The 22541-nt window shown below is 43.2% G+C and carries 24 protein-coding genes, 1 tRNA gene and 1 riboswitch; of the genes, 11 read left to right on the forward strand and 14 right to left on the reverse strand.

The annotated features are described in order from the left end of the window. Positions 1-14: 14 nt before the first annotated feature. From ACFQV5_RS18350 to racE, 4 genes are all read right to left on the reverse strand, one after another. Complete coding sequence (locus ACFQV5_RS18350) at positions 15-317, reverse strand: iron-sulfur cluster assembly accessory protein (RefSeq protein ID WP_379248820.1); 303 nt, start codon at positions 315-317, stop codon at positions 15-17. A gap of 80 nt (positions 318-397) precedes the next feature. Beyond that, positions 398-673 carry a hypothetical protein gene (locus ACFQV5_RS18355; protein ID WP_379248821.1) on the reverse strand — a complete coding sequence of 92 codons (276 nt, stop codon included), beginning with the start codon at positions 671-673 and terminating at the stop codon, positions 398-400. 163 nt (positions 674-836) lie between these two features. After that, positions 837-2039: a M14 family zinc carboxypeptidase gene (locus ACFQV5_RS18360; RefSeq protein WP_379248822.1), complete on the reverse strand. Its 1203-nt coding sequence runs from the start codon at positions 2037-2039 to the stop codon at positions 837-839. A gap of 159 nt (positions 2040-2198) precedes the next feature. Then, positions 2199-3005, reverse strand: coding sequence for a glutamate racemase (racE, locus tag ACFQV5_RS18365; RefSeq protein WP_379248823.1), 807 nt, complete (start codon positions 3003-3005; stop codon positions 2199-2201). A 245-nt stretch (positions 3006-3250) separates the two neighbouring features. Here racE and ACFQV5_RS18370 point away from each other — a divergent pair, with 245 nt between their 5' ends. Continuing rightward, a complete protein-coding gene (locus tag ACFQV5_RS18370; protein WP_379248824.1) occupies positions 3251-4339 on the forward strand; it encodes a nitric oxide synthase oxygenase in 1089 nt (362 codons plus the stop codon). Positions 4340-4544: 205 nt separating this feature from the next. Beyond that, positions 4545-6380: a stalk domain-containing protein gene (locus tag ACFQV5_RS18375; RefSeq protein WP_379248825.1), complete on the forward strand. Its 1836-nt coding sequence runs from the start codon at positions 4545-4547 to the stop codon at positions 6378-6380. Positions 6381-6444: 64 nt separating this feature from the next. Here the strand turns inward: ACFQV5_RS18375 and ACFQV5_RS18380 are convergent, their stop codons facing one another. The 5 genes from ACFQV5_RS18380 to ACFQV5_RS18400 form a co-directional block, all read right to left on the reverse strand. Further along, positions 6445-6795, reverse strand: coding sequence for a YtxH domain-containing protein (locus ACFQV5_RS18380; RefSeq protein WP_379248826.1), 351 nt, complete (start codon positions 6793-6795; stop codon positions 6445-6447). Between the two features lie 21 nt (positions 6796-6816). Next, entirely contained in the window at positions 6817-7269 is a 453-nt protein-coding gene (locus ACFQV5_RS18385; RefSeq protein WP_379248827.1) for a DUF948 domain-containing protein, read from the reverse strand. Positions 7270-7532: 263 nt separating this feature from the next. After that, the gene (locus ACFQV5_RS18390) at positions 7533-7952 is read right to left on the reverse strand and encodes a DUF86 domain-containing protein (RefSeq protein ID WP_379248828.1); all 420 of its coding nucleotides are present in this window, start codon (positions 7950-7952) and stop codon (positions 7533-7535) included. Between the two features lie 70 nt (positions 7953-8022). After that, the gene (locus ACFQV5_RS18395; RefSeq protein ID WP_379249436.1) at positions 8023-8310 is read right to left on the reverse strand and encodes a Dabb family protein; all 288 of its coding nucleotides are present in this window, start codon (positions 8308-8310) and stop codon (positions 8023-8025) included. Between the two features lie 76 nt (positions 8311-8386). Beyond that, positions 8387-9826 (reverse strand): NAD(P)/FAD-dependent oxidoreductase, encoded by a 1440-nt coding sequence (locus ACFQV5_RS18400; RefSeq protein ID WP_379248829.1) that lies wholly within the window; start codon positions 9824-9826, stop codon positions 8387-8389. A gap of 81 nt (positions 9827-9907) precedes the next feature. Continuing rightward, positions 9908-10007, reverse strand: a riboswitch (purine riboswitch). Positions 10008-10299: 292 nt separating this feature from the next. Between ACFQV5_RS18400 and ACFQV5_RS18405 the strand changes: the two genes are divergently transcribed. Next, on the forward strand, positions 10300-10908 hold the full coding sequence (locus tag ACFQV5_RS18405; protein WP_379248830.1) for a helix-turn-helix domain-containing protein: 609 nt from the start codon (positions 10300-10302) through the stop codon (positions 10906-10908). Between the two features lie 172 nt (positions 10909-11080). Here the strand turns inward: ACFQV5_RS18405 and ACFQV5_RS18410 are convergent, their stop codons facing one another. The 3 genes from ACFQV5_RS18410 to ACFQV5_RS18420 all read right to left on the reverse strand — a co-directional run bounded on the left by ACFQV5_RS18410 (position 11081) and on the right by ACFQV5_RS18420 (position 12017). Then, a complete protein-coding gene (locus ACFQV5_RS18410; RefSeq protein WP_379248831.1) occupies positions 11081-11422 on the reverse strand; it encodes a WD40/YVTN/BNR-like repeat-containing protein in 342 nt (113 codons plus the stop codon). 115 nt (positions 11423-11537) lie between these two features. Beyond that, positions 11538-11621, reverse strand: a tRNA-Leu gene (locus ACFQV5_RS18415). 174 nt (positions 11622-11795) lie between these two features. Continuing rightward, entirely contained in the window at positions 11796-12017 is a 222-nt protein-coding gene (locus ACFQV5_RS18420; RefSeq protein ID WP_379248832.1) for a hypothetical protein, read from the reverse strand. Positions 12018-12670: 653 nt separating this feature from the next. Here ACFQV5_RS18420 and ACFQV5_RS18425 point away from each other — a divergent pair. Beyond that, positions 12671-13738, forward strand: coding sequence for a lytic polysaccharide monooxygenase (locus ACFQV5_RS18425; protein ID WP_379248833.1), 1068 nt, complete (start codon positions 12671-12673; stop codon positions 13736-13738). A gap of 122 nt (positions 13739-13860) precedes the next feature. Here the strand turns inward: ACFQV5_RS18425 and ACFQV5_RS18430 are convergent, their stop codons facing one another. Next, entirely contained in the window at positions 13861-14997 is a 1137-nt protein-coding gene (locus ACFQV5_RS18430) for a 5-methyltetrahydropteroyltriglutamate--homocysteine S-methyltransferase (protein WP_379248834.1), read from the reverse strand. Positions 14998-15328: 331 nt separating this feature from the next. On the opposite strand from ACFQV5_RS18430, the gene ACFQV5_RS18435 reads away from it, so the two are divergent. Genes ACFQV5_RS18435 through ACFQV5_RS18455 form a run of 5 tightly spaced genes read left to right on the forward strand, consistent with a single transcriptional unit; the run spans position 15329 to position 19104 of the window. After that, a complete protein-coding gene (locus tag ACFQV5_RS18435) occupies positions 15329-16327 on the forward strand; it encodes a helical backbone metal receptor (RefSeq protein WP_379248835.1) in 999 nt (332 codons plus the stop codon). Between the two features lie 14 nt (positions 16328-16341). Beyond that, positions 16342-17334 (forward strand): FecCD family ABC transporter permease, encoded by a 993-nt coding sequence (locus ACFQV5_RS18440; protein ID WP_379248836.1) that lies wholly within the window; start codon positions 16342-16344, stop codon positions 17332-17334. A 1-nt stretch (position 17335) separates the two neighbouring features. Next, positions 17336-18139 (forward strand): ABC transporter ATP-binding protein, encoded by an 804-nt coding sequence (locus ACFQV5_RS18445; RefSeq protein ID WP_379248837.1) that lies wholly within the window; start codon positions 17336-17338, stop codon positions 18137-18139. Further along, a complete protein-coding gene (locus ACFQV5_RS18450; protein ID WP_379248838.1) occupies positions 18123-18626 on the forward strand; it encodes a HugZ family pyridoxamine 5'-phosphate oxidase in 504 nt (167 codons plus the stop codon). Before ACFQV5_RS18445 ends, ACFQV5_RS18450 begins: the two co-directional genes overlap by 17 nt. A 25-nt stretch (positions 18627-18651) precedes the next feature. After that, positions 18652-19104, forward strand: coding sequence for a DinB family protein (locus ACFQV5_RS18455; protein WP_379248839.1), 453 nt, complete (start codon positions 18652-18654; stop codon positions 19102-19104). 50 nt (positions 19105-19154) lie between these two features. Here the strand turns inward: ACFQV5_RS18455 and ACFQV5_RS18460 are convergent, their stop codons facing one another. Then, entirely contained in the window at positions 19155-20063 is a 909-nt protein-coding gene (locus tag ACFQV5_RS18460; protein ID WP_379248840.1) for a LysR family transcriptional regulator, read from the reverse strand. Between the two features lie 230 nt (positions 20064-20293). On the opposite strand from ACFQV5_RS18460, the gene ACFQV5_RS18465 reads away from it, so the two are divergent. Together ACFQV5_RS18465 and ACFQV5_RS18470 are read left to right on the forward strand one after the other, a co-directional pair. Next, positions 20294-21451, forward strand: coding sequence for an acyl-CoA dehydrogenase family protein (locus tag ACFQV5_RS18465; RefSeq protein ID WP_379248841.1), 1158 nt, complete (start codon positions 20294-20296; stop codon positions 21449-21451). 135 nt (positions 21452-21586) lie between these two features. Next, the gene (locus ACFQV5_RS18470) at positions 21587-22453 is read left to right on the forward strand and encodes an alpha/beta fold hydrolase (RefSeq protein ID WP_379248842.1); all 867 of its coding nucleotides are present in this window, start codon (positions 21587-21589) and stop codon (positions 22451-22453) included. The last annotated feature ends 88 nt before the right edge of the window (positions 22454-22541 follow it).

Genomic DNA, 22541 nt, shown 5'->3' on the forward strand with positions numbered 1-22541 from the left:
TTTATAAGAACGACCTAGTGGTCGCCATGATTTCCTTTGGATGGATTCGTTATAATAAACCCTTCTTCCGGGAAGTACAAGTAATCGATTTTGACGCCATCAAGAAGCTCTTGACCAGACTCCAATATCACATCAATATCTTTGTCTGTAGAAATCACTTCATCGGTTTCCTTCGGGGTATCTAGATCAAGTCCATAATGAGCATGATCTCCATGAGCATGGGTAATGACAACACGAAGTTTTTTGCCTTGGTTCTCTTCTTTATCCAATTCTCGCTTTATCACTTTAGCCGCATTGCGGGTAATTTTGCAATTCATTTATGTTCATCTCCTCATGATTCAATCACTCAATATTTCATTTTAGCCCTCGCACAATATTTTCGCAAGCGACGATTCCGTTAACGAGCAGGTGGGATTCGTTCAGGGTTGTCCGTATTCAGTCCAGGATATTTACGATCAATCCGGCCCACAAACCAGTTCATAAGCAGCATGGTCACACCGATATCATCAATCGGCAGAAACGGTATTGCATCCGGGAGGACCCAATACAGCACAGCAGGAATAAAAAACAGCAGCTTGTCCCCCTTAGCAATATCCGGGGATGATAAATATTTAAATATACGCTTAAAGACGTGAGACCATTGCCGAAGCGAAAATAACCTTCTCCATTTCATGTGGCGTTCCTCCCCTCTCCATCAAGAAGTTGTATAACTAAGATACCCGTTTGAGTCCTATATGAAAGAGGAGACAACCACCGCATTGGTATCTCACTCCGTACGGCGGTTGTCTTTTCGTATATAGTTTACGCAATTATGCTTAAATCGTTTCACGCTATTATCAATCCAAGGACATAAAGGCCGTCATAACGGAACTCACCTCGACACACAAATCCTCGAAGTCCTCGATAGGAAGAGGATTTATTCCCCGCCCGATCTCAACCGTAAAGCCTGGTCTGCGAAAATGCTGGATATACCAGTCTTTATACCCCGCATCACTGCCTTGCAGCTTAACTGGACGATACCCGCTTGCCTGACCTAAACGAATAGCCATTTGTTCACTTATTGCTGGTTCATATCCCCTATAGTTCCAATAGATTTCTTGTCCCTGACTGTGTAATGAGAGAGCACGTTCAGGAGATGTCTGAATTGTGTGCCTCGCTATTGCTTCGGCTTCAGGTTCACACAATGGTGCGACTCCGGCGTAATCCTGTGGACTTGGAGTTGTCTTGCCTCTTCTATTTACTTCTTCCTCCCAATGAGCTGGGAATTGGTCACCTAAATCCACCCCGTGTATATTTGCTTTCCAGCGCCGGAAATCCTCCCGTCCTCCGTTCCACTCGATCAGCTGGTCATAATATCTATGATCCGGCAATACTCCCTCTTGAACAAGTTCAACTCCGTCAGGATTGGCCATAGGTACAAGCCATAATGTGAATTGGTTATACCATTCATTTGGATCAACGCCTTGAATCAACCTTCCCTTTGTTAATGCCGATGCATAAATCTCCAGGAACCTAAGAAGGCAAGGGCTTGTTATCCATTCATTCGCATGAAGTGCTGCATTCACATGAAGTTGTTTTTGGCCAACACCTATTTTGACCGCATGCAGCGGTTTGCCCATAACACTTGCTCCAATCGTATGGCATTCTATGATGGGATACTGAGCAGTCAATTTATCCAAATCCAAATCCAATTCTTGTGGCCCGTACTCTCCGGCCAATCTGATGATGAACTTCGGTTCTGAGGGCGGGAGTGCGATCGTTTTACCAATCGGAAACGTATAAATCGACATCCCTGGATTCACTTCTTCCAGCGCCGCTGGCTGGAAATGAAATGTTTGAGCAATACTTTCGGGACTGTCTCCTTCCTGGATCACATATCTTCGGCGCAGTGACGCCGGAAGATATATTAATTGACCAGGCAGCAGATAAGGCTGCTGTCCAGCCCAAGGATTACCGGTAATAAGCTGTTCTTTCGCCAAGCCGTATTTTGCTGCAATCCTCTGAAGTGTGTCTCCTTTTTGTACAATATACTGTCGCATGACGTTTTCCTTTCCGGCAGCCTTAGCCACCCGCTATTTTTACCGTCCACTGCAATGTATATGTTCCAAGGGTTGTACGAAATTCGCTTTATACATATTTACACAAGAAGCCGGATCCCTACGGAATCCGGCTTCTTGGCTATGAATGAGTCTACTAAATTAGAGTTTTGTAATCTGCCATACAACTGGCGTCCGCTTGATTTGTTCTCCAAGCCACTCTGTAGCAATGCTCTGAAACATCTCAGCATCCCCCGTACAGAAAAACTGATGGATAGGTGTTTCTTCGCCACTCGAAAGTTGACCCTTATCATATAAAATCGTGCTAATCTCTCGAGCCGTCTCATCGGCTGAGCTAATCAACTTCACTCCAGGACCCATAACCTGCTGAATGGTATCTACCAAAAATGGATAATGGGTACAACCAAGAATCAGGCAATCAATCGGGGATTGTTTTATGGTATGAAGTGAATCTTGAACAATACCATATGATTCAGGTGATCGAAACAGCCCATGTTCTACAAGTGGAACTAGAGCAGGACAAGCCTGGCTCTCCACCTCCACATATGGAGATAGTTGCTTAAGTGCCGTCGTATAGGCACCACTACCAATGGTTCCAACTGTACCGATCACGCCGACATGCCCCGTCTTGGTTGCACTGATTGCAGCACGGGCACCTGGATGAATGACACCGATAACCGGAATAGATACTTTAGCAGAAATATAGTCAAGTGCTGCCGCAGTTGCCGTATTGCACGCGATGACGATCATTTTGGGATCATATTGAAGTAAATAATCTACGATTTGTTCCGTAAATAAACGGACTTGTTCCGGGGTACGGGGTCCGTAGGGTGCGCGGGCTGTATCTCCAAAGTAAATAATTTTTTCTCTTGGGAGCTGCCTCATAACTTCTTTGGCGACAGTCAGACCACCCACACCCGAGTCTAGTATTGCGATTGCTTGCTGCACGAACACACCGCTTCCTTCTTATCATTATTCAAATCTTAGTTGTGTTACCATATGTCTTCCACAGATAAAACGTACCTAAATCTTAACCCAATTTGGCTCCTTCTTCAACTTAAGATAGACGCTAAAGTGGCGTACTGTAAAGGTTTGTCCACAAAATAGCAAAGAACTAAGACTACCCTTGAACTCAAATATCGTATACTAGATAAGATACTCGCAATTAAGAGAAAGTCAGGTGAGACGAAATCATGCTTGGCAAAACGGAAATATATGAAGCCGCTCATTCATTCATAACTCGAGCGTATTCAGAGCTAAACAAAACTCCAGAAGAAACCCGGAGTAGAATAAATGACATTTTATCGGAGATCCAACAGACAGGTACCTACACACATACGTTCGAGGAACTCGAACACGGTGCAAAAATGGCCTGGCGTAACAGTAATCGCTGTATCGGAAGGCTATTCTGGGACAAACTTCGGATCACGGATGCCAGACAATCGGAATCCCCTCTTGAAGTGGCATCTCTCCTTATACAGCATATTGAAAAAGCGACAAATGGAGGACGAATTATTCCATCCATCACCGTATTTCGTCCAGAAACAGCCATATCAGAATCGATTCGCATCTGGAACCATCAACTTATCCGTTATGCCGGTTACGAAACAACAGATGGAATTGTTGGAGATCCAGATTCCATTGCTTTTACGAACATGTGCAACAAGATGGGGTGGACCGGTGAAGGCACGGACTTTGATATTCTCCCGCTGGTTATCCAACAAGGAAATCAGGAACCCGAATGGTTTAACATCCCTCGTCATGCCGTGATTGAAGTACACCTGGAGCATCCAGAGATCCCTTCCTTCTCCTCACTCGGTCTGAAGTGGTATGCAGTCCCCATTATTTCAGACATGGCTCTTGAAATCGGGGGTATCACGTATCAAGCAGCACCGTTTAATGGATGGTATATGGGTACAGAGATTGGTGCCCGGAATTTGGCGGATTCATTTCGTTACAATAAGCTTCCGCTCATTGCAGAACTGATGGGACTAGATACACATAGTGAAACAACGCTGTGGCGTGATCGAGCACTCGTAGAACTGAATATTGCCGTATTACATTCATACAAAAAAGCTGGAGTTAGCATTGTTGACCACCATACGGCTGCTATGCAATTCCGCTCATTCGAGGAACGCGAAGCCAGATCAGATCGAGAAATAACTGGCGACTGGACTTGGCTCATTCCGCCGGTATCTCCAGCAACCACACATATTTTCCATAAATCATATAATGATGAAGTTCGCAGTCCTTTGTTTCAATATATGGAAAGGCTCTATTGATTGATTCCTTTTACAAATTCATCCAAACGATCTAGCCAACTTATACACTCCCTGCTGGAATTACAGCAGGGAGTTTGATTTTTCCACCATCCCACTGATCAGTTTATTAATAATTACATTTAAAAGTTATAGGGGGATATTACCATTTAATGAAGAATGTATACATAACTATAGTTTTTTAATTAATAAGGAGTGAATCCTGCTTATGAGTAAGAAACATTCAGCACTATCCAGACCTTTAAAAATGTTAACGGTTCTGGCTCTCACCACCGCGTTATCTGGAAGCTTGATCGGGACATCTCATGCTGACCGCTCACCATGGGTAAGCGCAGCCACTGAATATGGTCAACCTGCGGCCGTATATTTCGATAATCTCAATGTAATTCTGGGAAACCAACCTATTAATCACAAAGGAACGATTATGATCCAAGCAGCACCGTTTTTGAGAAGCCTTGGATATCAAGTAACATGGGATGCCTCAGCAAAGAAACTAAGTGCCGAGAAGCCCGAGAAACCATCTCTTATATTCTGGGACAAACGTAGAGAAGCTGAAGTGGGCGGTCAAACCATTAAAGACTTACCTACTGCTCCATTTGTGCTAGAGGATGAACTTTGGGTTCCACTTCGCTTTACTGCATTAAACTCTGGATTATTAATACGCTGGAATCCCCATGGATCTTTTGCAACCGTAAGTGATCCATATGCACAGATTCAGTTGCGCGTCGGAACAAGAGCAGATAATAATATAACAGATAACCCTGCAGCTCTCATCCAGTATATGAAAGATAGCTGGGAGACAAATGTTCAAATGAACCTCACTCCCCCTCGAAATTTCTCAGACAAAACCAAAATAAAAATTGCAGCTGGAGATATGGAATCTTTAATGCTCCTTCCGGATGCTCATGAATTTCAAGATGATCTATTTCAGTCTATAGCTTTGGATCTTAGCCAAAACCTGAATGCCTACCCAACCTTGCAAAAACTTACCGATGAATCAGATATGCCTGTCCGTAAAATCGATGGAAAAGTGTATGCTATTCCTAGACCTAGTGACCTTAACGATGCTCCTTTCCCCGCTCTTCGTCAAGACTGGTTGAATATACTCGGAAGTAAGCAACCGGTTACGATGGATGAAATGTTCGACTTGCTGAAACAGTTCGTAAGCAAAGATCCCGATGGGGATGGAAAAAACAACACTAGTGCCATGTACGCTTATGTGAATGCTAATAATTTAGGATCACTCACTTGGGTTGAGCATGCCTTTACAGAAAGTCCTGAGCGGTTCAGTCTCTCGGAAAAAGGAACCGTAGTAGATCACGCCGTAAGTACAGGTCAGCGCCAAGCATTGGAATGGCTTAACCGTGCTTATGAAGCTGGGTTGATGAACAAAGATTTTGCAACCATTGATCCTGATACAGCAATGGAGGAAGTACAAAAAGGACAGACCGGCCTCGCCGTACTAAAATTTGATGATGCCGCTAAACTAACTTTGGACAAAAGAGGAAGCTGGACTCCAATATCAGGGTTAAAAGCTAAAGCTGATGCACAAGCAATCGCTCCATGGAATTCCGCGGGTGGCGGCGTATACATCATATCCAGCATGTCGAAAGTCGAACCTGAGAAGGTTTTGAAATGGCTAGACCAAGGCATAACGATGACAGAAACTGGAGAATGGGAGGGCATTGAAGGCCTGAAGGAAGCGGACCATTCCGCCATTCAAAATCTTTTTGGCCGCAAGGATTTGCTTGTAATGAACCCTTTGCTCAATGCCCTACCTTCCGAAACACAAAATTTATATAAACAAGCCGTCACAAACTGGCACCAAACCTCCTATGGCGGTCAAACACTACCGAAAGCTAGTCAATTATGGAGCCAAGGTCTTTATGCCGAATCTATAAACAAACTGAATGAAATGAAAATCAAAGTCATTCAAGGAGAAGCATCACTTCGTGAATGGGATGAATATATAAAGAAAATGCAAGCTAGTGGCGAATACAAATCCATGATCAATGATTTAAACAAACTAACTCATTCTAAGTAATTGCTAAAGGCGAATAGCCCTGAATGATTACCGTTTCCGGATTCATCAGGGCTATTTGATTAACCTAGTACGCTTTGTCTTTCTCTTCCTCAACCAAAACATCATTTTCTTCAAAAGATGATATATTCGCAAACTCTTCTTCATCAGCAACCCATGTATCTTTTTTGTTACGCCAAGCTTGAATGTCTGAAATAACGCCCTCGGCACGATCTGTTACTACACCGATCAGATTGATCCCCTGCTCCCCGACCTTCTCTGCCACCTCCTGAACCTTGCCTCCAACTTGGCGAGCACCGTCTGCAATATCTTGTCGCAATTCTTTTCCCGATTTTGGCGCTAATAGAAGTGCAGTTACAGAGCCGGCAATACTCCCGATCAAAGCTCCCCACAAAAGTCCTTTGCTCTTCTCTTTCATCGTCCATCTCTCCCTCTTGGTCTATTCGGCATGCCCGTCACCTGACTTTGGAGTGCGGCGGTTCCACGTATACCAGAGTGTCATCCCCGCATCGACCCAGCGAAACACTTCACCAATTCGGCGTTCGTTCTCTAGACGGGCCCGTTCCATATGCTCGATCGCCGCATGTGTTGCCCGCTTGCTGACTGAATGCACAGCGTCAACAGTTTTCACTACGGCTGAGGCAGCCTCGCTCATAGATGTCGAGATTGCTTCACCTGCTGCTAACTGACGCTGAATGCTGTCCAAGGATACTGTAGCCCGCTCCAGAACCCGCGTAGCTTCTCTAGATAACTGCGTACACTCAACTTCCAAGTTATCAAGTACCGTTTCCGTACGAAGCAGCATACGTCTTACGGACAACATAATGCCTATAGTCGCAACAGCAATGAGCAAAACGCCTACAGCAGCCGCTAACGCGCTCCATTCCGCCATATGTCCACCCTCCTTATGGTTAGGCTGACCGGGCGAATGCCTAGTCGCATGATGCATTATAAGCAGGGTGGGCTTGTATTGACACAAGGTTTATCATTTTTTTATTTAGATTATTCCGGAGATAAGGTAAGAAATCTCTATGAGGTTTGTTGTTATCTAGACAAAAAAGCCCCCGTGCAGAATAAATCCCTGCATTGGAGGCCTTGTGAATTGATTATAATATGTAGTCTGAATGAACAGATGAGCATTCAGCAGTTATAACTCTATAACTCTTGCTTAAGATAAGCACGAACATTCAATGCAAACTGTTCCAGTATATCAGGTAGCACAGAGGATAACGGATGAAGAACATGGCGCTGCCAATCATAATAATCCTGAACAAGAGGCTTTCGCAACCGTACCAGTTCAATCAGAATGGCATGAACTTCACTTGACATCACTTTCTCCTCATGAATGATATCCATGATATCTTCGTAACTGCTAGCATCTCTCATAATAAAGCCATCAATTAGATAACTGCCTACATCTGTCACAACTTCAATCGCCAAATGAAGAGCGCGTTCTTGAACCAGTCCAAGAACCAGAGCTCCGTCCCAAGACCCTGTTACTTGGCGCAGCCCATCTGCAATTTCGGGAATTGCATTTAGGCGCCGCTCAATTTGTTCCTGATTAACATAATACACGGCTGATCTCCTCCAGCATCTCTAGTAAGTGATCTAACAATGATGCTCAATGCCCAATTTCGACAAATAATTAAATTTCATAATCCACACTAATGGAAACATCTTTTACGGTATTGATATAACGAATAACTTCCTGGTGCACGGGATGAACTTGATAAGCCTGCAAATCTTCCAATGTTTCCACTTCTGAAATCAAAGCCAAATCATAAGAACGCTCCGAACGAACGATATCACTTCCTACTTCAAGTGAACGAAGCTGTGGAATTTTCCCTTCCATGTCTCTTAGTACCTGGACGGTTCTTTCGATATTGTCAGTTGTTGGCTCTTTCAATTTAAAAAAAACGATATGTTTAATCATCATCTGTTCCTCCGTCACTGAAATATTATTCCTTCTGTTATATCATACCTCTACCGTCAAGAAAAAGAAATCGCTGTTACGCTGGCCCCATCCGTTCGATCATATTACGGGCGACCCATATCCCTGCCGCTCCTGCTTGAGCCAATCCACGTGTAATACCCGCACCATCTCCGCCACAATAAAGCCCCTCAATCTCCGTCTCAAAGGTTTCCGTAAGCTTTGGACGGGCTGAGTAAAATTTCGCTTCCACACCGTAGAATAGTGTATGCTCAGAGGCAATTCCGGGAGTTACCTTGTCCAGAGCTTCGACCATTTCAATAAGACTCTTCATGGTGTTATACGGCAATACCAGCCCCAAATCACCTGGAACAGCCTCTTTCAGCGTCGGTTCCAAGAATCCTTCACGAATTCTGCCTTCGGTAGATCTGCGGCCTCGGAGCACATCACCAAATTTTTGAACAATCACGCCTCCATTCGACAAATCATTCGCCCGTTTGCATATTTCCCTGGCATATTCATTTGGTTTATCGAACGGCTCTGTAAATTTATGAGAGACAAGAAGCGCAAAATTCGTATTGGATGATCCACGTTCCGGATCTTTAAAAGCATGCCCATTGGCAGCCATTACACCACTGTGATTCTCAACTACCACATGACCAGACGGATTACTGCAAAAAGTTCGCACACGTGTTCCGACCGATGTATTAAAAATAAACTTTCCTTCGTACAAATGCTCGTTTATCTCTTTCATCACAATGTCCGTCGTCTCGACTCGAACACCGACATCAACCTGATTGTTGTACATTTTCAGTCTACGCTTCTTCAGTACACTGCTCAGCCAAGCAGATCCATCCCGTCCAGGTGCAACCATAACCAAATCTGCCTCATGGACTTCTCCACCTTTCATGGTTATGCCAGTGATCCGGTGTACACCGTTATTCTTCACGGTGTTCAAATCTTCTACTTCGGCTCTAAATACCATATCAATCCGAGTATCTAAGTACTCATAGATGGATTTCAATATCTCCAAATTCTGCTCGGTACCTAAATGCCGAACCTGAGCTCGCAGTAGCTTAAGCCCTGCAGCATAACCACGATGCTCAATATCCGTAATCGCTTTTGTCGTTGGATCCGTAACATTTGATGTTGCCCCGTGCTTCAAATTAATATCATCAACATATTTAATCAGTTCCAGCACTTTGGATCCGGGTAAATAATCTGTCATCCAGCCGCCAAACTCCGTTGTAATGTTGAACTTCCCGTCACTATATGCCCCGGCCCCACCAAAACCTGCGGTGATGGAGCAAGCTGGCATACACCCGGCAAACTCTTTCCTACCCGCTGCAGGCGGACATAGCTGAATCTTCTCTTCCAGAATCGGACAACTTCTCCGGTAAATATTATGTCCTTTATCCACAAGTAATACTTTGCTGTTCGGTGATTTCACCGTCAATTCATAACAAGCGAAAATACCGGCAGGACCAGCTCCAACGACAATCACATCATATTTACCCATCTTATCCTCCTGTATGACCGTATTAACGTTTCTCTATCTCACAAAAAAAGGAAACAAAAAAAGCCTGGCTACGAAATAGGTATGCAAAAGCACCCTATTCGTAGCCAGGAATTTACGGTTCCCTGTAGAAACCCTCAAACCTTATTTTTGAGGATATACGAAATTGTACCAATTCTTTTATTGCTTGCTCACCAACAATCTATCTCAATAACACGAATGTGTCAACAAAAAATATTATGAATCGTTCGTCTTTAACTCAATTAACCCCTCCATTAGAGATCGTTAATACGATGAGTTCACCCATAAGCGAATATTGTATTTTCGAGAGAAACTTCATCACTCTAAAGTGTAATAGCACCTAAAATTATTAATTAGTTATTAATGTTTTTTATGGTAATAAATGATGAACCGTTGCCTATTGAAAGTACCTTGTCGAATAATGTAGTATGGTGGTAAAAAAAGTCGGAGGAATTATGCCTACACAAAAGCAACAAGTAAAACACTCCATAGAGGCGTGGTCCCTGATCAATCGCAAATATCTAGGGAAAGGTGTGCGTGTAAAACGTTTCCGCAGACCAACCCGATGCCAGATTCGAAACCGCGTTCTACTCGCCATCTTGATGGCCAACGATATTAAACTTTCCCAGTTAGCCGAAGAGCTGGGCGTTTCATCTCGAAGCGTCAGCGCTTGGGTATATGAAGGTCGTATTCCAGGAAAGAACAATCTTGAAAAAGCTTGCGATTACCTCGGATATCCACGTCATATTTTGTTCAGAGAAGAGTTACTGGAGAAATCACCATTGATTTGCCAGCCCGAACCTTCCCGTTTTATGAAAAGAACGTTGACACGTTCGCCTGTTAGCAATCGAATTTTAACTGGCCTCTGCATGGTTCATGATTTATCCGTAAGCGATGTGAGCCGGTGGATTGGCGTTCACCCTGGTACCTTCCGCAAATGGTTGCACCAAGGTACATTGCCTTCCAATGCTTTTCAGGAGAAGGCCGAACAATTTTTCCGTATTCCAAAATCCGTGTTATTCGCAGATTGCGTTCTGCACCCGAACACAAAATCATCTCGTTAATTTATACTAAGACTCCGACGCTGGCTATACGCCAGAATTCGGAGCTTTTCTTGTCGAATGCATAACAAGAACAAATAAGCTGCCCATCGTCCGCAGGTTCCTAGGTACGATTGTGGCAGCTTATTTATTTTATCGTTTTTTCGTTTCAGGCTCTTATATGCTCACTTCCTAATCAGAGCTTCAGGTCACCCGATTTCTCCCAATGTAATCCACCGTCTGTAGTCTTATAGAGAACCGCAGGCTTCTCACTATCCAGTGTAATCATCCAGCCCTTATCCTCATCTGCCATGGCAAGCAACTGCCCACTGCTTCCTTCCAGTGCCTGTTTGCTATTCTCCCATGACTTGCCTCCATCTGTTGTTCGACCAACAGTATTCGGATTGTCACACGGTCCACAGTAGCCACCCATAAGGGCAGTATTCCTGTTCACGACATATAGAGGTCCTGGTGCAACTCCCTCATTCTTCTGTGCATCTGTATTACCCTCCGGATATCTTTCGATGAATTTATTCATTGAATAGCAACCCTTACTCTACTATGTATCCACTTTCTTCAAACTCACACACAAATGATCATATTTAAGAAAAGCAAAAAAAAGAATCCCTTGATATATCAAGGGATTCTTAGGATGCGGTCGAGAGGACTCGAACCTCCACGGGGGTTAGCCCACACGGACCTGAACCGTGCGCGTCTGCCAATTCCGCCACGACCGCAAATTATGTATCTTCCTCATAAAGTGATGAAGATTTAGTCGTAATTGAAAATTGTTTCAATCACCGTATTTAAGAGTATACCTCGTTCTAACATAAAAAGCAAGCATTTTTTCGAGGAAGTCTCCTCACATAACTCAAGCTAGCGTCCCCCTCTCATTCATAACTTACGTATCTTTAAATCGTCCATTCATCGTGAATGATGCCGGATAATCGCCAGCTTCCCTCCTCCAATCGGAACACAAGTCGAAGGCTTTTCCAGTCCATTCCAGCATACTCAGGATTAAAACCATCAAAATGATACTCAATGATTACAGCTTCTGGAGTCAGATTCGGATAAATATTCGCTTCTCTCGAAGAATTATCTCCCTTGACGAGAACTTGGTATCCATTATCCAACCTCCCCTACGCTAAAAGAGGGTACACAAAAGAACCCTTTCGCTAAGAATACATACTGAAAACAGTATATACTCAGCAAAAGGGTTCTCCGTTATCTCCGCCCGCTTATGCCATAGATATATTAAAAATCATTATATTCCACCTCTAAAGATAAGTCTACATTTTACTGTATGCATGAATAAGAGCTTTGATGCAAATATTGTCAAAATGAGCTTTATAATAATTAACGCAATTTTATAAATTGCCATTAATTGTTAATATAATTCACACAAACTTCATATTTGCCTTTATAATCAAGACAAGTTTCCATCTGCGCATCGTGTAAGCGATTGCACCCACGTTCTTATCTATTACCCTATTCTTTTCACTGGCCTTCTTCCTTCTAAAGTAATTTCTAATCTCTACTCTATGATCCTGTTACTCTTCTTTATGGCTTATAAGCATAGTTGCAACTACAGTGTGTATAGACTCTTTAAGAGTTTATATATATAGCTACTGAAAGGGGGTACTCATTATTTATCAAGTAAGAAAGGCGGCTAGTCCATTATAAAACAGGGGGTGACAGTCGATTATTGTCTCAAACATAAGACAATATGATAATTCATGACCTCAAATCAATCCAATCTATTTAATTCTAAAGGAGGAAAATAATTATGCATTCTATTCGTCTATCTAATTCAAAAATTGCAAAACTGTATGTTGTGTGTGGACTCATAGTCATAGCAGCTATTCTCATGGTTATCTCTGCTGAAAAAGCTTCGGCACACGGCTATGTTGACAGTCCAGGAAGCCGAGCGATTCTATGTAAAAACGGACAAAATACGGACTGTGGAGCGATCGTATACGAGCCCCAAAGCTTGGAAGCACCTAAAGGTTTCCCTGCAGCAGGTCCTGCCGACGGTAAAATTGCTAGTGCAGGTGGTATTTTCCCAAAACTTGATGAGCAATCTGCTACTCGTTGGGCCAAAGTAAATATGTCTTCTGGACAAAATACATTTACATGGAAACTAACTGCTAGACATGCCACAACAAGTTGGAAATACTACATTACAAAACAGGACTGGAATCCGAATGCACCACTCACTCGCGATTCGTTTGACCTTACACCATTCTGCTCCGTGAATCACGGTGGCACTCAGCCGCCAGCAGAGTACACAGATACATGCAATGTTCCTCAAAGAACAGGCTATCATGTAATTTTGGCTGTTTGGGAAATTGCAGATACTCCAAATGCATTCTACAACGTCATTGATGTTAACTTCACTGGTGACGGTGGCAGCACCCCGGTAGATACCCAAGCTCCTACTGCTCCAAGCGCACTTGCATCATCAGGTACAACTTCAACAACAGCATCTTTATCTTGGAATGCTTCTTCTGATAATGTTGGTGTAACTGGCTACAATATTTACAATGGAAATTCGCTTGTTACAACGGTATCTGGTTCAACACTGAATTATACAGTTACAGGCTTAACAGCAAATACAGCCTATACATTTACTGTAAAGGCTGCAGATGCCGCAGGGAACCTATCATCAGCTAGCAATGCCGTTAGTGTTACAACGTCTGGCTCAACATCAACTTATCCGGCATGGAGTGCGTCGACTGTCTATGTAGCCGGTAACAAAGTTACACATAACGGTGTTAATTATGAAGCTAAATGGTGGACATTAGGCCAAACACCTGGTTCATCCGGAGCAGATGTTTGGAAGGTAATTCAATAGAATCCCGCTACTAGTATAAGTATATTAATAGTTTCATCTTTTAGACTAGAATTCCATAATTATTAAAAAAAAACGGGCTCCCTATAAGGGAGCTCGTTTTTCTAATCGGTTATTCTGTTTATCTATTTCCAGATCTCATCTGCGATTTCTTTAATCAACTCAAGCTTTTTCCACTGCTGTTCTTCAGTCAAAATATTACCTTCCTCTGTAGAAGCGAATCCACATTGAGGACTAAGGCAAATATGATCAAGATCTACATACTGAGCGGCTTCTTTGATTCGGTTTATAATCTCCTGCTTATCTTCAAGCTCACCTATTTTGGAAGAAACGAGACCTAATACTACCTGTTGATCTTTCACATGTTTCAGCGGTGTGAAATCCCCCGCACGATCAGTATCAAACTCCAAATAGTAACCATCAATATGATCGATTCCGAAAAGATATTCGGCTACCGGTTCATAGCCACCAGAAGATGCCCATGTCGAGTGGTAATTGCCTCGGCATACATGTGTAGTCACGACCAGATCATCAGGAAGTCCAGTGATCGCTTCTTTATTCACACGTGCGTACAATTTTGCAATTTCAGAAACATCTGCACCATCCTGCTGTCGAAGTTGCCAGTATTTTTGATCACAAAGCATTCCCCAAGTACAGTCATCCAGTTGGATGCTACGGCAACCAGCCTCGTAAAAAGCTAGAATAGCCGCATGATAAGCGCTAGCGATATCAGCTACTAAATCATCAGTTGAACTATAATAAGTTTCGGTACTGGCCAAGTTCTCCGGGCGTTGCAGTTCTGCAAGAAATTGCGCTGGAGCTGGTATGGTCTGGCGAGCAATTACATCTTCACCTGTAATTTCTTCAAGAAATTTAAAATGCTCTACAAACGGGTGGCTTGTAAATCCAATTTTCCCATTCAAACGGGCTGTTTCTGCACGAGTCTCTTCCCCTTGGAACAGATATCCTTGGTCAACGGCTGCCTTCTCCACCCCATCAAGACCCCACATAAAATCAAGATGCCACCATGAACGTCTAAATTCTCCATCTGTTACTGCTTTAAGTCCCACCGACTTTTGCTTGGCTACCAACTTGATAATTTCCCGATCTTCTACTTTCTGTAATTCTTCAGCTGAAATTTCATGGTTTTGAAACTTCGCTCTAGCCTCTTTAAGGACTTCAGGACGCAAAAAACTTCCCACTGTATCATGTCTAAAAGGAGTGATTTTTCTTTGTTTTGGGTTCTCTATTGTTTTACTCATATGCCTATCCCCTTTAACTATTTATCTGGCAAAAATTCGTTACAAAAAAGATAGCATACATTCCTGGTTATAGAGTAAGACCGAAATACTATAGCTGGTTATAACGAAAAACTATATCAAGAATAATGAAATAACATGCAAATAACGCATAAACATTCAATGTACCTATTCTCCTGAGCATTAAAAATGGCTTTTCAATTAGATTTTTCTCTTTTATTTCGAATTTTTATGAATTTTTTTAAAATATGTATTGATAATGATAATTATTATCAGTATACTTGTTCTTGTTATCAGTGATAATCATTATCAATTATAAGGGAGAATCTAACACATGAAATTATCCATTTTCAAACCTGCTCTTGTTCTTACTCTGTTCGCAGTTATCATTTCAGCCTGTAGTCAAACCCCGGCTTCCAATAGTGAGACGTTACAGTCAGCAGCTCCTACCCCTGCTGTATCCTCCAAAGAGACGGAAGTTAAAACCGAATCTTCTGTCATGGTTGATGAGACAAAAGTTCAAGAATTGTTAGCACAATTTGAAGGCAAGACACCTGAAAAGGTCGTTACTGTCTCCGTTTCCATCTCAGAACTTCTAAATGAGCTAGGCGTTGTACCTGCCGGAGTACCTACCACAAATAGCACGTTGCCTGCAGCGTTTGATCAAGTACCGCGGATCGGTTCCTCTCACCAGCCTGATCTGGAGCAGATCGCGAAACTCGAACCTGACTTCGTACTCGCTCCATCTTCCATTAAGGACAATCTGGAAAAAGTATTTCAATCAGCTACTCTACCTTCCGCATACTTACCAGCGGACTCTCTCGAGGAGTTAAAGGTTTCTTTGGTTGCTCTTGGACGGCTGTTTAAACAAGAAGACAAAGCAGAAGCGTTCCTCCAGCAGTTCAGCGAGAAAGAAAATGCTGTTCTTGAGGCTACTAAAGGCAAGGAAGCTCCATCTGTCATGATTTTGTTCGGTTCCGCTGAATCACTCATGTTTATGAATGAGGATACATATACCGGAAGTTTGGTTAAAAAACTCGGTGCATCCAATGTGGTGGCGGACGTACTTAAACTGAAAGAAACCTACATACCGCTTAATATGGAAAATATCGTTGCTGCTAATCCAGATATCATTTTATTGGTTGCACACGGAGATCCCAATGCCGTTGCTAAGAAATTCGAAGAAGATACTAAGAAAAACGGTGCATGGGAAAAACTTGATGCATTTAAAAACGACAAATTGATTGCACTTGATTATAACCTGTTCGGCATTGCTTCGATTACCAAAGCACCTGAAGCATACGAAGATCTATTAAAAATTCTGTATAACTGATGGAGGAGTCTAGGGTGACGGATAAACATCTCAGAAAAGCTGCTCTTCTCGGAATTACTGCACTGCTTCTTCTAGCGGCAATTCTGCTTTCCATTGGACTTGGTAGTGTCCGTTTACCTCTAAGCGATACCATAAATACATTGCTCGGACACGGAGACACTTCCAATCAAACTATTCTATGGGATATCCGAATCCCAAGAGTATTCCTAGCTCTCTTAATCGGAGCTAACTTAGCAGCTTCAGGGGCATTGCTTCAAGCTGTTATGCTAAACCCACTTGCTGATCCCGGACTTACGGGAGTATCCAGCGGAGCGGCGGTGGCGGTTCTATTCATTATGCTGGTTCAACCCAGCTATTCTTCGCTGATCCCGTTAGCTGCGATTATCGGCGGACTCATTGCTGCTGTACTTGTTTACATGTGGGCCTGGAATCGGCGCACTGGTTTCACACCTATTCGCATCATTCTATCCGGTGTAGCCGTAAATGCCGTGTTTGGTGGGGTCATCGGGCTGTTGTCTTTGTTATACAGTGACCAGCTCCCCTCTGCACTGCAATGGCTAAACGGCAGTCTATCAGGTAAAGGAATGAGTTCGGTTAAGGTTCTATTGCCCTATTCCATAGCTGGCTGGATCGCTGCTTTGCTATGTATCCGCCAAGCAAATATTTTACGGTTAGGGGAACAGGTGGCACACAACCTGGGCCAAAATTTGAATCGTATCAGGTTTACGCTTTCCTTTATTGCTGTATATTTAGCAGCCATCTCTGTGTCTACTGTTGGTCTTGTGGGATTTGTGGGACTTATTGTTCCCCACATTGCTCGCCTGCTTGTCGGAACAGACTATAAACAGGCGCTGCCGATGAGTCTCTTGCTTGGAGCACTGATCCTGCTCGCTGCAGATACAGCCGGACGAACGGTATTCGCTCCTACAGAAATACCCGCCGGCATTGTTATGTCCATGGTTGGGGGGCCTTACTTTCTATACCTGATGCGCAAGGGGGATACTTGATATGCTTGAGGTTCAGTCGCTGACCATCCGCTATGCCGATCGAACGATTGTTAATAATTTTTCACTAGAGGTTCAAGAAGGGGAAATTGTATCGATTATCGGACCAAATGGGTCCGGAAAATCAACCATACTCAAGGGATTATCACGCAGTATTCCTTGTGAGAGCGGAAGAGTGTGCATTGCCAACCGAGAATTATCCACGCTGACCAACAAACAAGTTTCTCGCATTATGTGCATGCTCTGCCAATCTAACACATGTCCAATGGACATGACCGTTGAAGAGCTAGTCGGATACGGGCGGGTCCCGCACAAGAAGTGGTATGAACGCTTCGACTCAAGTGATGAAGAGGTCATTCAGTGGGCATTAGAGCAGACAGGTATGATAACTTACAAAGATAGGTTAATTGTCTCCCTATCCGGTGGTGAAGCACAACGTGCCTGGATCGCAATGGCACTCGCCCAACGACCTAAAGTGCTCTTGCTCGACGAGCCTACGACTTACTTAGATATCGCCCATCAGCTAGAAATTCTTGAGCTGGTAAGCAGATTAAATCGTGAGTTAAATCTAACGGTTGTGATGGTACTCCACGACCTCAATCATGCCGGTGCCTATAGTGACAAAATCGCCGTCATTCAAAACGGTACCTTGTGTGAATACGGTCCTCCACAGCAAGTACTCACTCCGGAATTAATCCGTGAAGTATACGGCGTTGAGTCGGAAGTAGAGTATGTTGCTGGTAGTATCGCCCCACGTATACATATTTTGAAGAAAAGTAGAGGTGTTTCTCATGAAGCAATTGGATAAAGAAAAAATTAAGCTGCAATATCTTGCTTTTACAGATAGTCTCAAGACCATCCTTATAAGTACACAAGATGAAGACGGGAAGCCGTTCATCTCTTATGCCCCATTCGTGAAGAAGAACGGTAAACTCTATATCTATATCAGTCAAATCGCCAATCATTTCAAATATATTGAGAATCACCCTACGGTAGATATTATGTTCATCGAGGATGAATCCCAAAGTGCTAATTTATTTGCCCGTCAGAGAGCCAGATTTGTATGCACTGCTGTGAATATAGGTAATGAAGGTCATGAGGACATTTTCCAGTCATTTGGTGAATCTTTTGGTCAAGGCATGATTAAGATGCTCAAAGGATTGGATTTCTCACTCTTTGAACTAACAGCTCGTGAAGGACGTTATGTGGTTGGATTCGGGCAAGCTTTCGATATTGATCTCTCTGGGGATAAATTTGACCATGTAGCGAGGGACGGTCACACGCCTTCGGCTTAACTATGATATGAAAAGGAGTATCTAAATGACATTAAATACGGTATTACAGATCTGGAATTCTGTTCAAGAACGATTTCATAAGACGGCTAAAAACCTACCTGAACAAGATCTATCGCTAAAAATGGGCAATGCATCGATCGGGTATATGCTTCGTCATAATGCTGAGGTCGAGTTTATGTTCGCTGAGTGGTTCTTCAACCGTCCAATGCCGGAGGGGCTTATCATCCATACCGCTCGTGGAGCTGCTGGTGCCAAGACAGAGTTTACTAATTTGGAAGAGCTCGTTGCTATTCTTGAGGCATCCAACGAGCATATGATTCATGCGATGAATGAACTTCCAGATGAAAAATGGAATGAACCTGTCGATTCGCCGATGGGACCATCAACACCTCTTGAAGCCGTGGGCAGACTGATCTATCACACAGGTATTCACGCAGGACAGATTTCCTTGATTCAGAAACACGTAGTAACTAAATAAGATCATACTAAGAGGGAGCCACGTAAAACAGCGGCTCCCTCTTCATATATTTATTCCTTATCTTGTATAGCTTCATGAAGTGCATCAACATACGCAATAGCAAGTTTAGAGAGCGTAATATTTTTATGACTAATCCAACCGACATTAATACTCTCATCACTTTCAAGAGGAACGGGTATGATATCATTGCCGTTTAGATCTGCACTTAACACGCCGGTGGAAATCGTGTATCCGTTCAGGCCGATCAACAGATTAAAGAGTGTCGCCCGGTCATTCACCATAATGCTTTTCTTATGAGACAATGTACTGAGAATCTCCTCAGAGAAATGAAACGAATTAAATTCCCCTTGATCAAAGGATAAATACGGATAATCATTTAACTGCTCAATTTTTACGACAGATTGTTTTGCAAGTGGATTATTAGTGCTAATAAAGATATGTGGTTTAGCTGTAAACAAACTAGTAAATTGTAAACCGGCGTCTTTTAGCAACTTGTTAATCACTTTGTCATTAAATTCATTCAAATACAGGATTCCTATCTCGCTATGTAATGTTTTGACGTCTTTTATAATTTCATATGTTTTGGTTTCTCGAAGAGCAAGTTCATATTCATCTTGACCATACTCTCGAACCAGATTTACAAAGGCATTGACCGCAAATGCATAGTGCTGAGTAGACACCGAAAAGTGCTGAGGTGAAGGCTTGGCATTCACGTACCGGTTCTCCAGCAGTTCGGCCTGTTCCACAACCTGACGAGCATAACCCAGAAATTCAGCACCTTCCTTTGAAAGCGAAATCCCTTTATTCGTCCGTTCAAAAATCGTAATCTGGAACTCTTCCTCCAAATCCCGTATCGCATTTGACAGACTCGGCTGGGATATGAACAACCGCTTCGCAGCTTCATTCATGGAACCCCGAGTGGCTACCTCTATGGCGTATTTTAACTGCTGTAGCGTCATTCTAAGCACCCCTCTTAATAGCTTAATAATTTTATAGTCATTTGTTAAAAAGTTTCGTTTTTAAATCATTATATACTAGAAATAGTAAAGGAGTAGATATCTATTGCTTATGCTCATGAGTCATCCGCTAGGAACATAATTCCTCTTAATTCAACCGATTTTATAGGGATTAAACTAGATTTTATGATAATATAATGCTAGTAATCCACCCTACAGAGGAGTGATCCATCATGGCCCGGTATATTGATCAATATATCCGTAATGAAGTAGAACAGGAGCGTTTGGATCAGGTTGAGCTATTGGCTGAACGTTTTGCAAAGAAAGCAGCTATTCACGATCAAGAGGGAAGCTTCCCCTTTGAAAATTTTAAAGATCTTCGAGATATGGGTTATTTAAAACTAACCGTTCCACGGAAATATGGTGGGGATGAAATCTCTCTATACGAAATGGTGCAGGTACAGGAGCGTCTTGCATATGGTGATGGGTCTACTGCCTTAGCAGTAGGGTGGCACCTTGGGCAAACTCTCCATCTAAGGATGTCCGGAAAATGGCCCGATAAATTGTATGCTGACTTTTGCCGAGACATCGTCAATAAAGGCACCATGATGAATGTATTCGCTAGCGAGGCCGGAACTGGGAGCCCTAGTCGAGGCGGCAAGCCAGAAACAACTGCTGAACGAACCGAAGGTGGATGGTTCATCACGGGTCGCAAAACGTTCAGCACCCTATCCCCCATTCTTGACCGATTCGTCGTCACCGCCTATGTTCCCGAAGAAGACACCGTCAGCGAATTTCTTATTCAGCGAAGTGAGCGAACCACCATCGATGAAACTTGGAATACACTCGGTATGCGTGGAACAGGAAGTCATGATGTAGTTCTTAATGAGGCCTTTGTCCCTGAGGAATCTCGAATCACGGGTACAGGAGTGGATGATGGCGGCGGATGGCTCCTTCACATTCCAGCCTGTTATATGGGTATCGCACTGGCTACTCGGGATTATGCCCTGGAATTTGCGAAATCGTATAAACCAAGCAGCGTTCAGGCTTCTATTGCTACGTTGCCAACTGTGCAGCAGTCCATCGGCAAAATGGAAGCAGAACTTAGAGTCGCAAGATCTGTCCTTTACGAAGCTGCGGAGCGATGGGATAAGAATCCTTTAGAGCGTCCAGGTATGCGTGCACAGCTGGGTCTAGCTAAATACACGGTTACCAACAACGCGATTACGGTCGTTGACCTAGCGATGCGAATCGTAGGAGGATCAAGCCTATCAAAAGATTTGCCCCTCGAACGCTTTTATCGTGATATCCGTGCCGGTCTGCATAATCCCCCAATGGACAATACAGTGCTTAACCAGCTAGCTGCGGAGGCGTTAAATGAAGATTGTTAGTATACAACTACTAGAATGCTGTCCAAAAACTAAATAATGAGCAAAACAACTCACAAATCACGAATAAAAAAGCGGATAATACTGATAGGTTTAATTCTAGTCTTGCTCTTCGCCGGCGGCGTTTGGCAGAGTATCATGATGAAACGGGAAGCTGAAACTTTTCTGCCAAAGGGAAGTTTATATACCGTTAACTCACATGATTTGCACTTATATACCACCGGGGAAGGGACAGACACTGTCGTTTTTTTTAGTGGATCGGGGACTCCAAGCTCTTATACGGACTTCTACAATCTTCAGGTCGGACTGAAATCATACGCCAGATCTGTGAGCTTTGACAAGGCCGGATATGGATGGAGCGAAGAAACCAAAATCCCTAGAACCATTGATACTATTGTTGATGAGGTTCATGAACTGCTCGAACAAGCAAACGAATCTGCGCCATATGTTTTGGTAGGGCATTCTCTGGCCTCGTTAGAAGTAATTCGTTATGCTCAAAAATACCCTGATGAAGTCAAAGGGATCATTCTATTAGATGGCGGAAGTCCCGAGTATTATGCCAATGAATCTGTGGTCAAGTCATACGCTTTCAACCGGATTAGCGCTGGATTAAGAGTAACAGGCATCATAAGAGCTTTAGGAGAACTCGGGGCACTGCTACCTATAACTGGGGAAAATATACGATTTGAATCACTGCCCCGAAATATTAGAGATATCGACCAGTCGATGTATTACAATCATATCGGAGATTCCAGCAATCTGAGTTATATTCAACTGATGAACCAGAACGCACAGACTGTAATCAACGGAGGATACTTAAACGATGTTCCCCTTCTGATTCTTTCTTCTCATAGCGGAGGTAGATGGAGTGAAGTACAACATCAACTCTTAAGCTGGTCAAACGAAAGTCGCCAGGAGTCTCTCCCGAATTCCCAGCATTATATTCATTGGTCGAACCAAGAAGAAGTACTTCAACAAATCATAAAATTCCTCCAGGAAATTTAGTGAATCGTGCTTCACAAAAAAGCCCTCCCCGACAAACGGGGACGGCTTCTTCTTATTCTCCGTAATATGTAACGAACTCACCATTCGG

The sequence above is a fragment of the Paenibacillus sp. GCM10028914 genome, assembly GCF_042666275.1.
Taxonomy (GTDB): Bacteria; Bacillota; Bacilli; order Paenibacillales; family Paenibacillaceae; genus Paenibacillus_AQ.

Excerpts from the sequence above, each read along its gene's own strand:
- ACFQV5_RS18350 (WP_379248820.1), bottom strand. The coding sequence starts at position 317 with ATGAATTGCAAAATTACCCGCAATGCGGCTAAAGTGATAAAGCGAGAA.
- ACFQV5_RS18355 (WP_379248821.1), bottom strand. The coding sequence starts at position 673 with ATGAAATGGAGAAGGTTATTTTCGCTTCGGCAATGGTCTCACGTCTTT.
- ACFQV5_RS18360 (WP_379248822.1), bottom strand. The coding sequence starts at position 2,039 with ATGCGACAGTATATTGTACAAAAAGGAGACACACTTCAGAGGATTGCA.
- ACFQV5_RS18370 (WP_379248824.1), top strand. The coding sequence starts at position 3,251 with ATGCTTGGCAAAACGGAAATATATGAAGCCGCTCATTCATTCATAACT.
- ACFQV5_RS18375 (WP_379248825.1), top strand. The coding sequence starts at position 4,545 with ATGAGTAAGAAACATTCAGCACTATCCAGACCTTTAAAAATGTTAACG.
- ACFQV5_RS18380 (WP_379248826.1), bottom strand. The coding sequence starts at position 6,795 with ATGAAAGAGAAGAGCAAAGGACTTTTGTGGGGAGCTTTGATCGGGAGT.
- ACFQV5_RS18385 (WP_379248827.1), bottom strand. The coding sequence starts at position 7,269 with ATGGCGGAATGGAGCGCGTTAGCGGCTGCTGTAGGCGTTTTGCTCATT.
- ACFQV5_RS18395 (WP_379249436.1), bottom strand. The coding sequence starts at position 8,310 with ATGATTAAACATATCGTTTTTTTTAAATTGAAAGAGCCAACAACTGAC.
- ACFQV5_RS18400 (WP_379248829.1), bottom strand. The coding sequence starts at position 9,826 with ATGGGTAAATATGATGTGATTGTCGTTGGAGCTGGTCCTGCCGGTATT.
- ACFQV5_RS18405 (WP_379248830.1), top strand. The coding sequence starts at position 10,300 with ATGCCTACACAAAAGCAACAAGTAAAACACTCCATAGAGGCGTGGTCC.
- ACFQV5_RS18410 (WP_379248831.1), bottom strand. The coding sequence starts at position 11,422 with ATGAATAAATTCATCGAAAGATATCCGGAGGGTAATACAGATGCACAG.
- ACFQV5_RS18425 (WP_379248833.1), top strand. The coding sequence starts at position 12,671 with ATGCATTCTATTCGTCTATCTAATTCAAAAATTGCAAAACTGTATGTT.
- ACFQV5_RS18430 (WP_379248834.1), bottom strand. The coding sequence starts at position 14,997 with ATGAGTAAAACAATAGAGAACCCAAAACAAAGAAAAATCACTCCTTTT.
- ACFQV5_RS18435 (WP_379248835.1), top strand. The coding sequence starts at position 15,329 with ATGAAATTATCCATTTTCAAACCTGCTCTTGTTCTTACTCTGTTCGCA.
- ACFQV5_RS18445 (WP_379248837.1), top strand. The coding sequence starts at position 17,336 with ATGCTTGAGGTTCAGTCGCTGACCATCCGCTATGCCGATCGAACGATT.
- ACFQV5_RS18450 (WP_379248838.1), top strand. The coding sequence starts at position 18,123 with ATGAAGCAATTGGATAAAGAAAAAATTAAGCTGCAATATCTTGCTTTT.
- ACFQV5_RS18455 (WP_379248839.1), top strand. The coding sequence starts at position 18,652 with ATGACATTAAATACGGTATTACAGATCTGGAATTCTGTTCAAGAACGA.
- ACFQV5_RS18460 (WP_379248840.1), bottom strand. The coding sequence starts at position 20,063 with ATGACGCTACAGCAGTTAAAATACGCCATAGAGGTAGCCACTCGGGGT.
- ACFQV5_RS18465 (WP_379248841.1), top strand. The coding sequence starts at position 20,294 with ATGGCCCGGTATATTGATCAATATATCCGTAATGAAGTAGAACAGGAG.
- ACFQV5_RS18470 (WP_379248842.1), top strand. The coding sequence starts at position 21,587 with ATGATGAAACGGGAAGCTGAAACTTTTCTGCCAAAGGGAAGTTTATAT.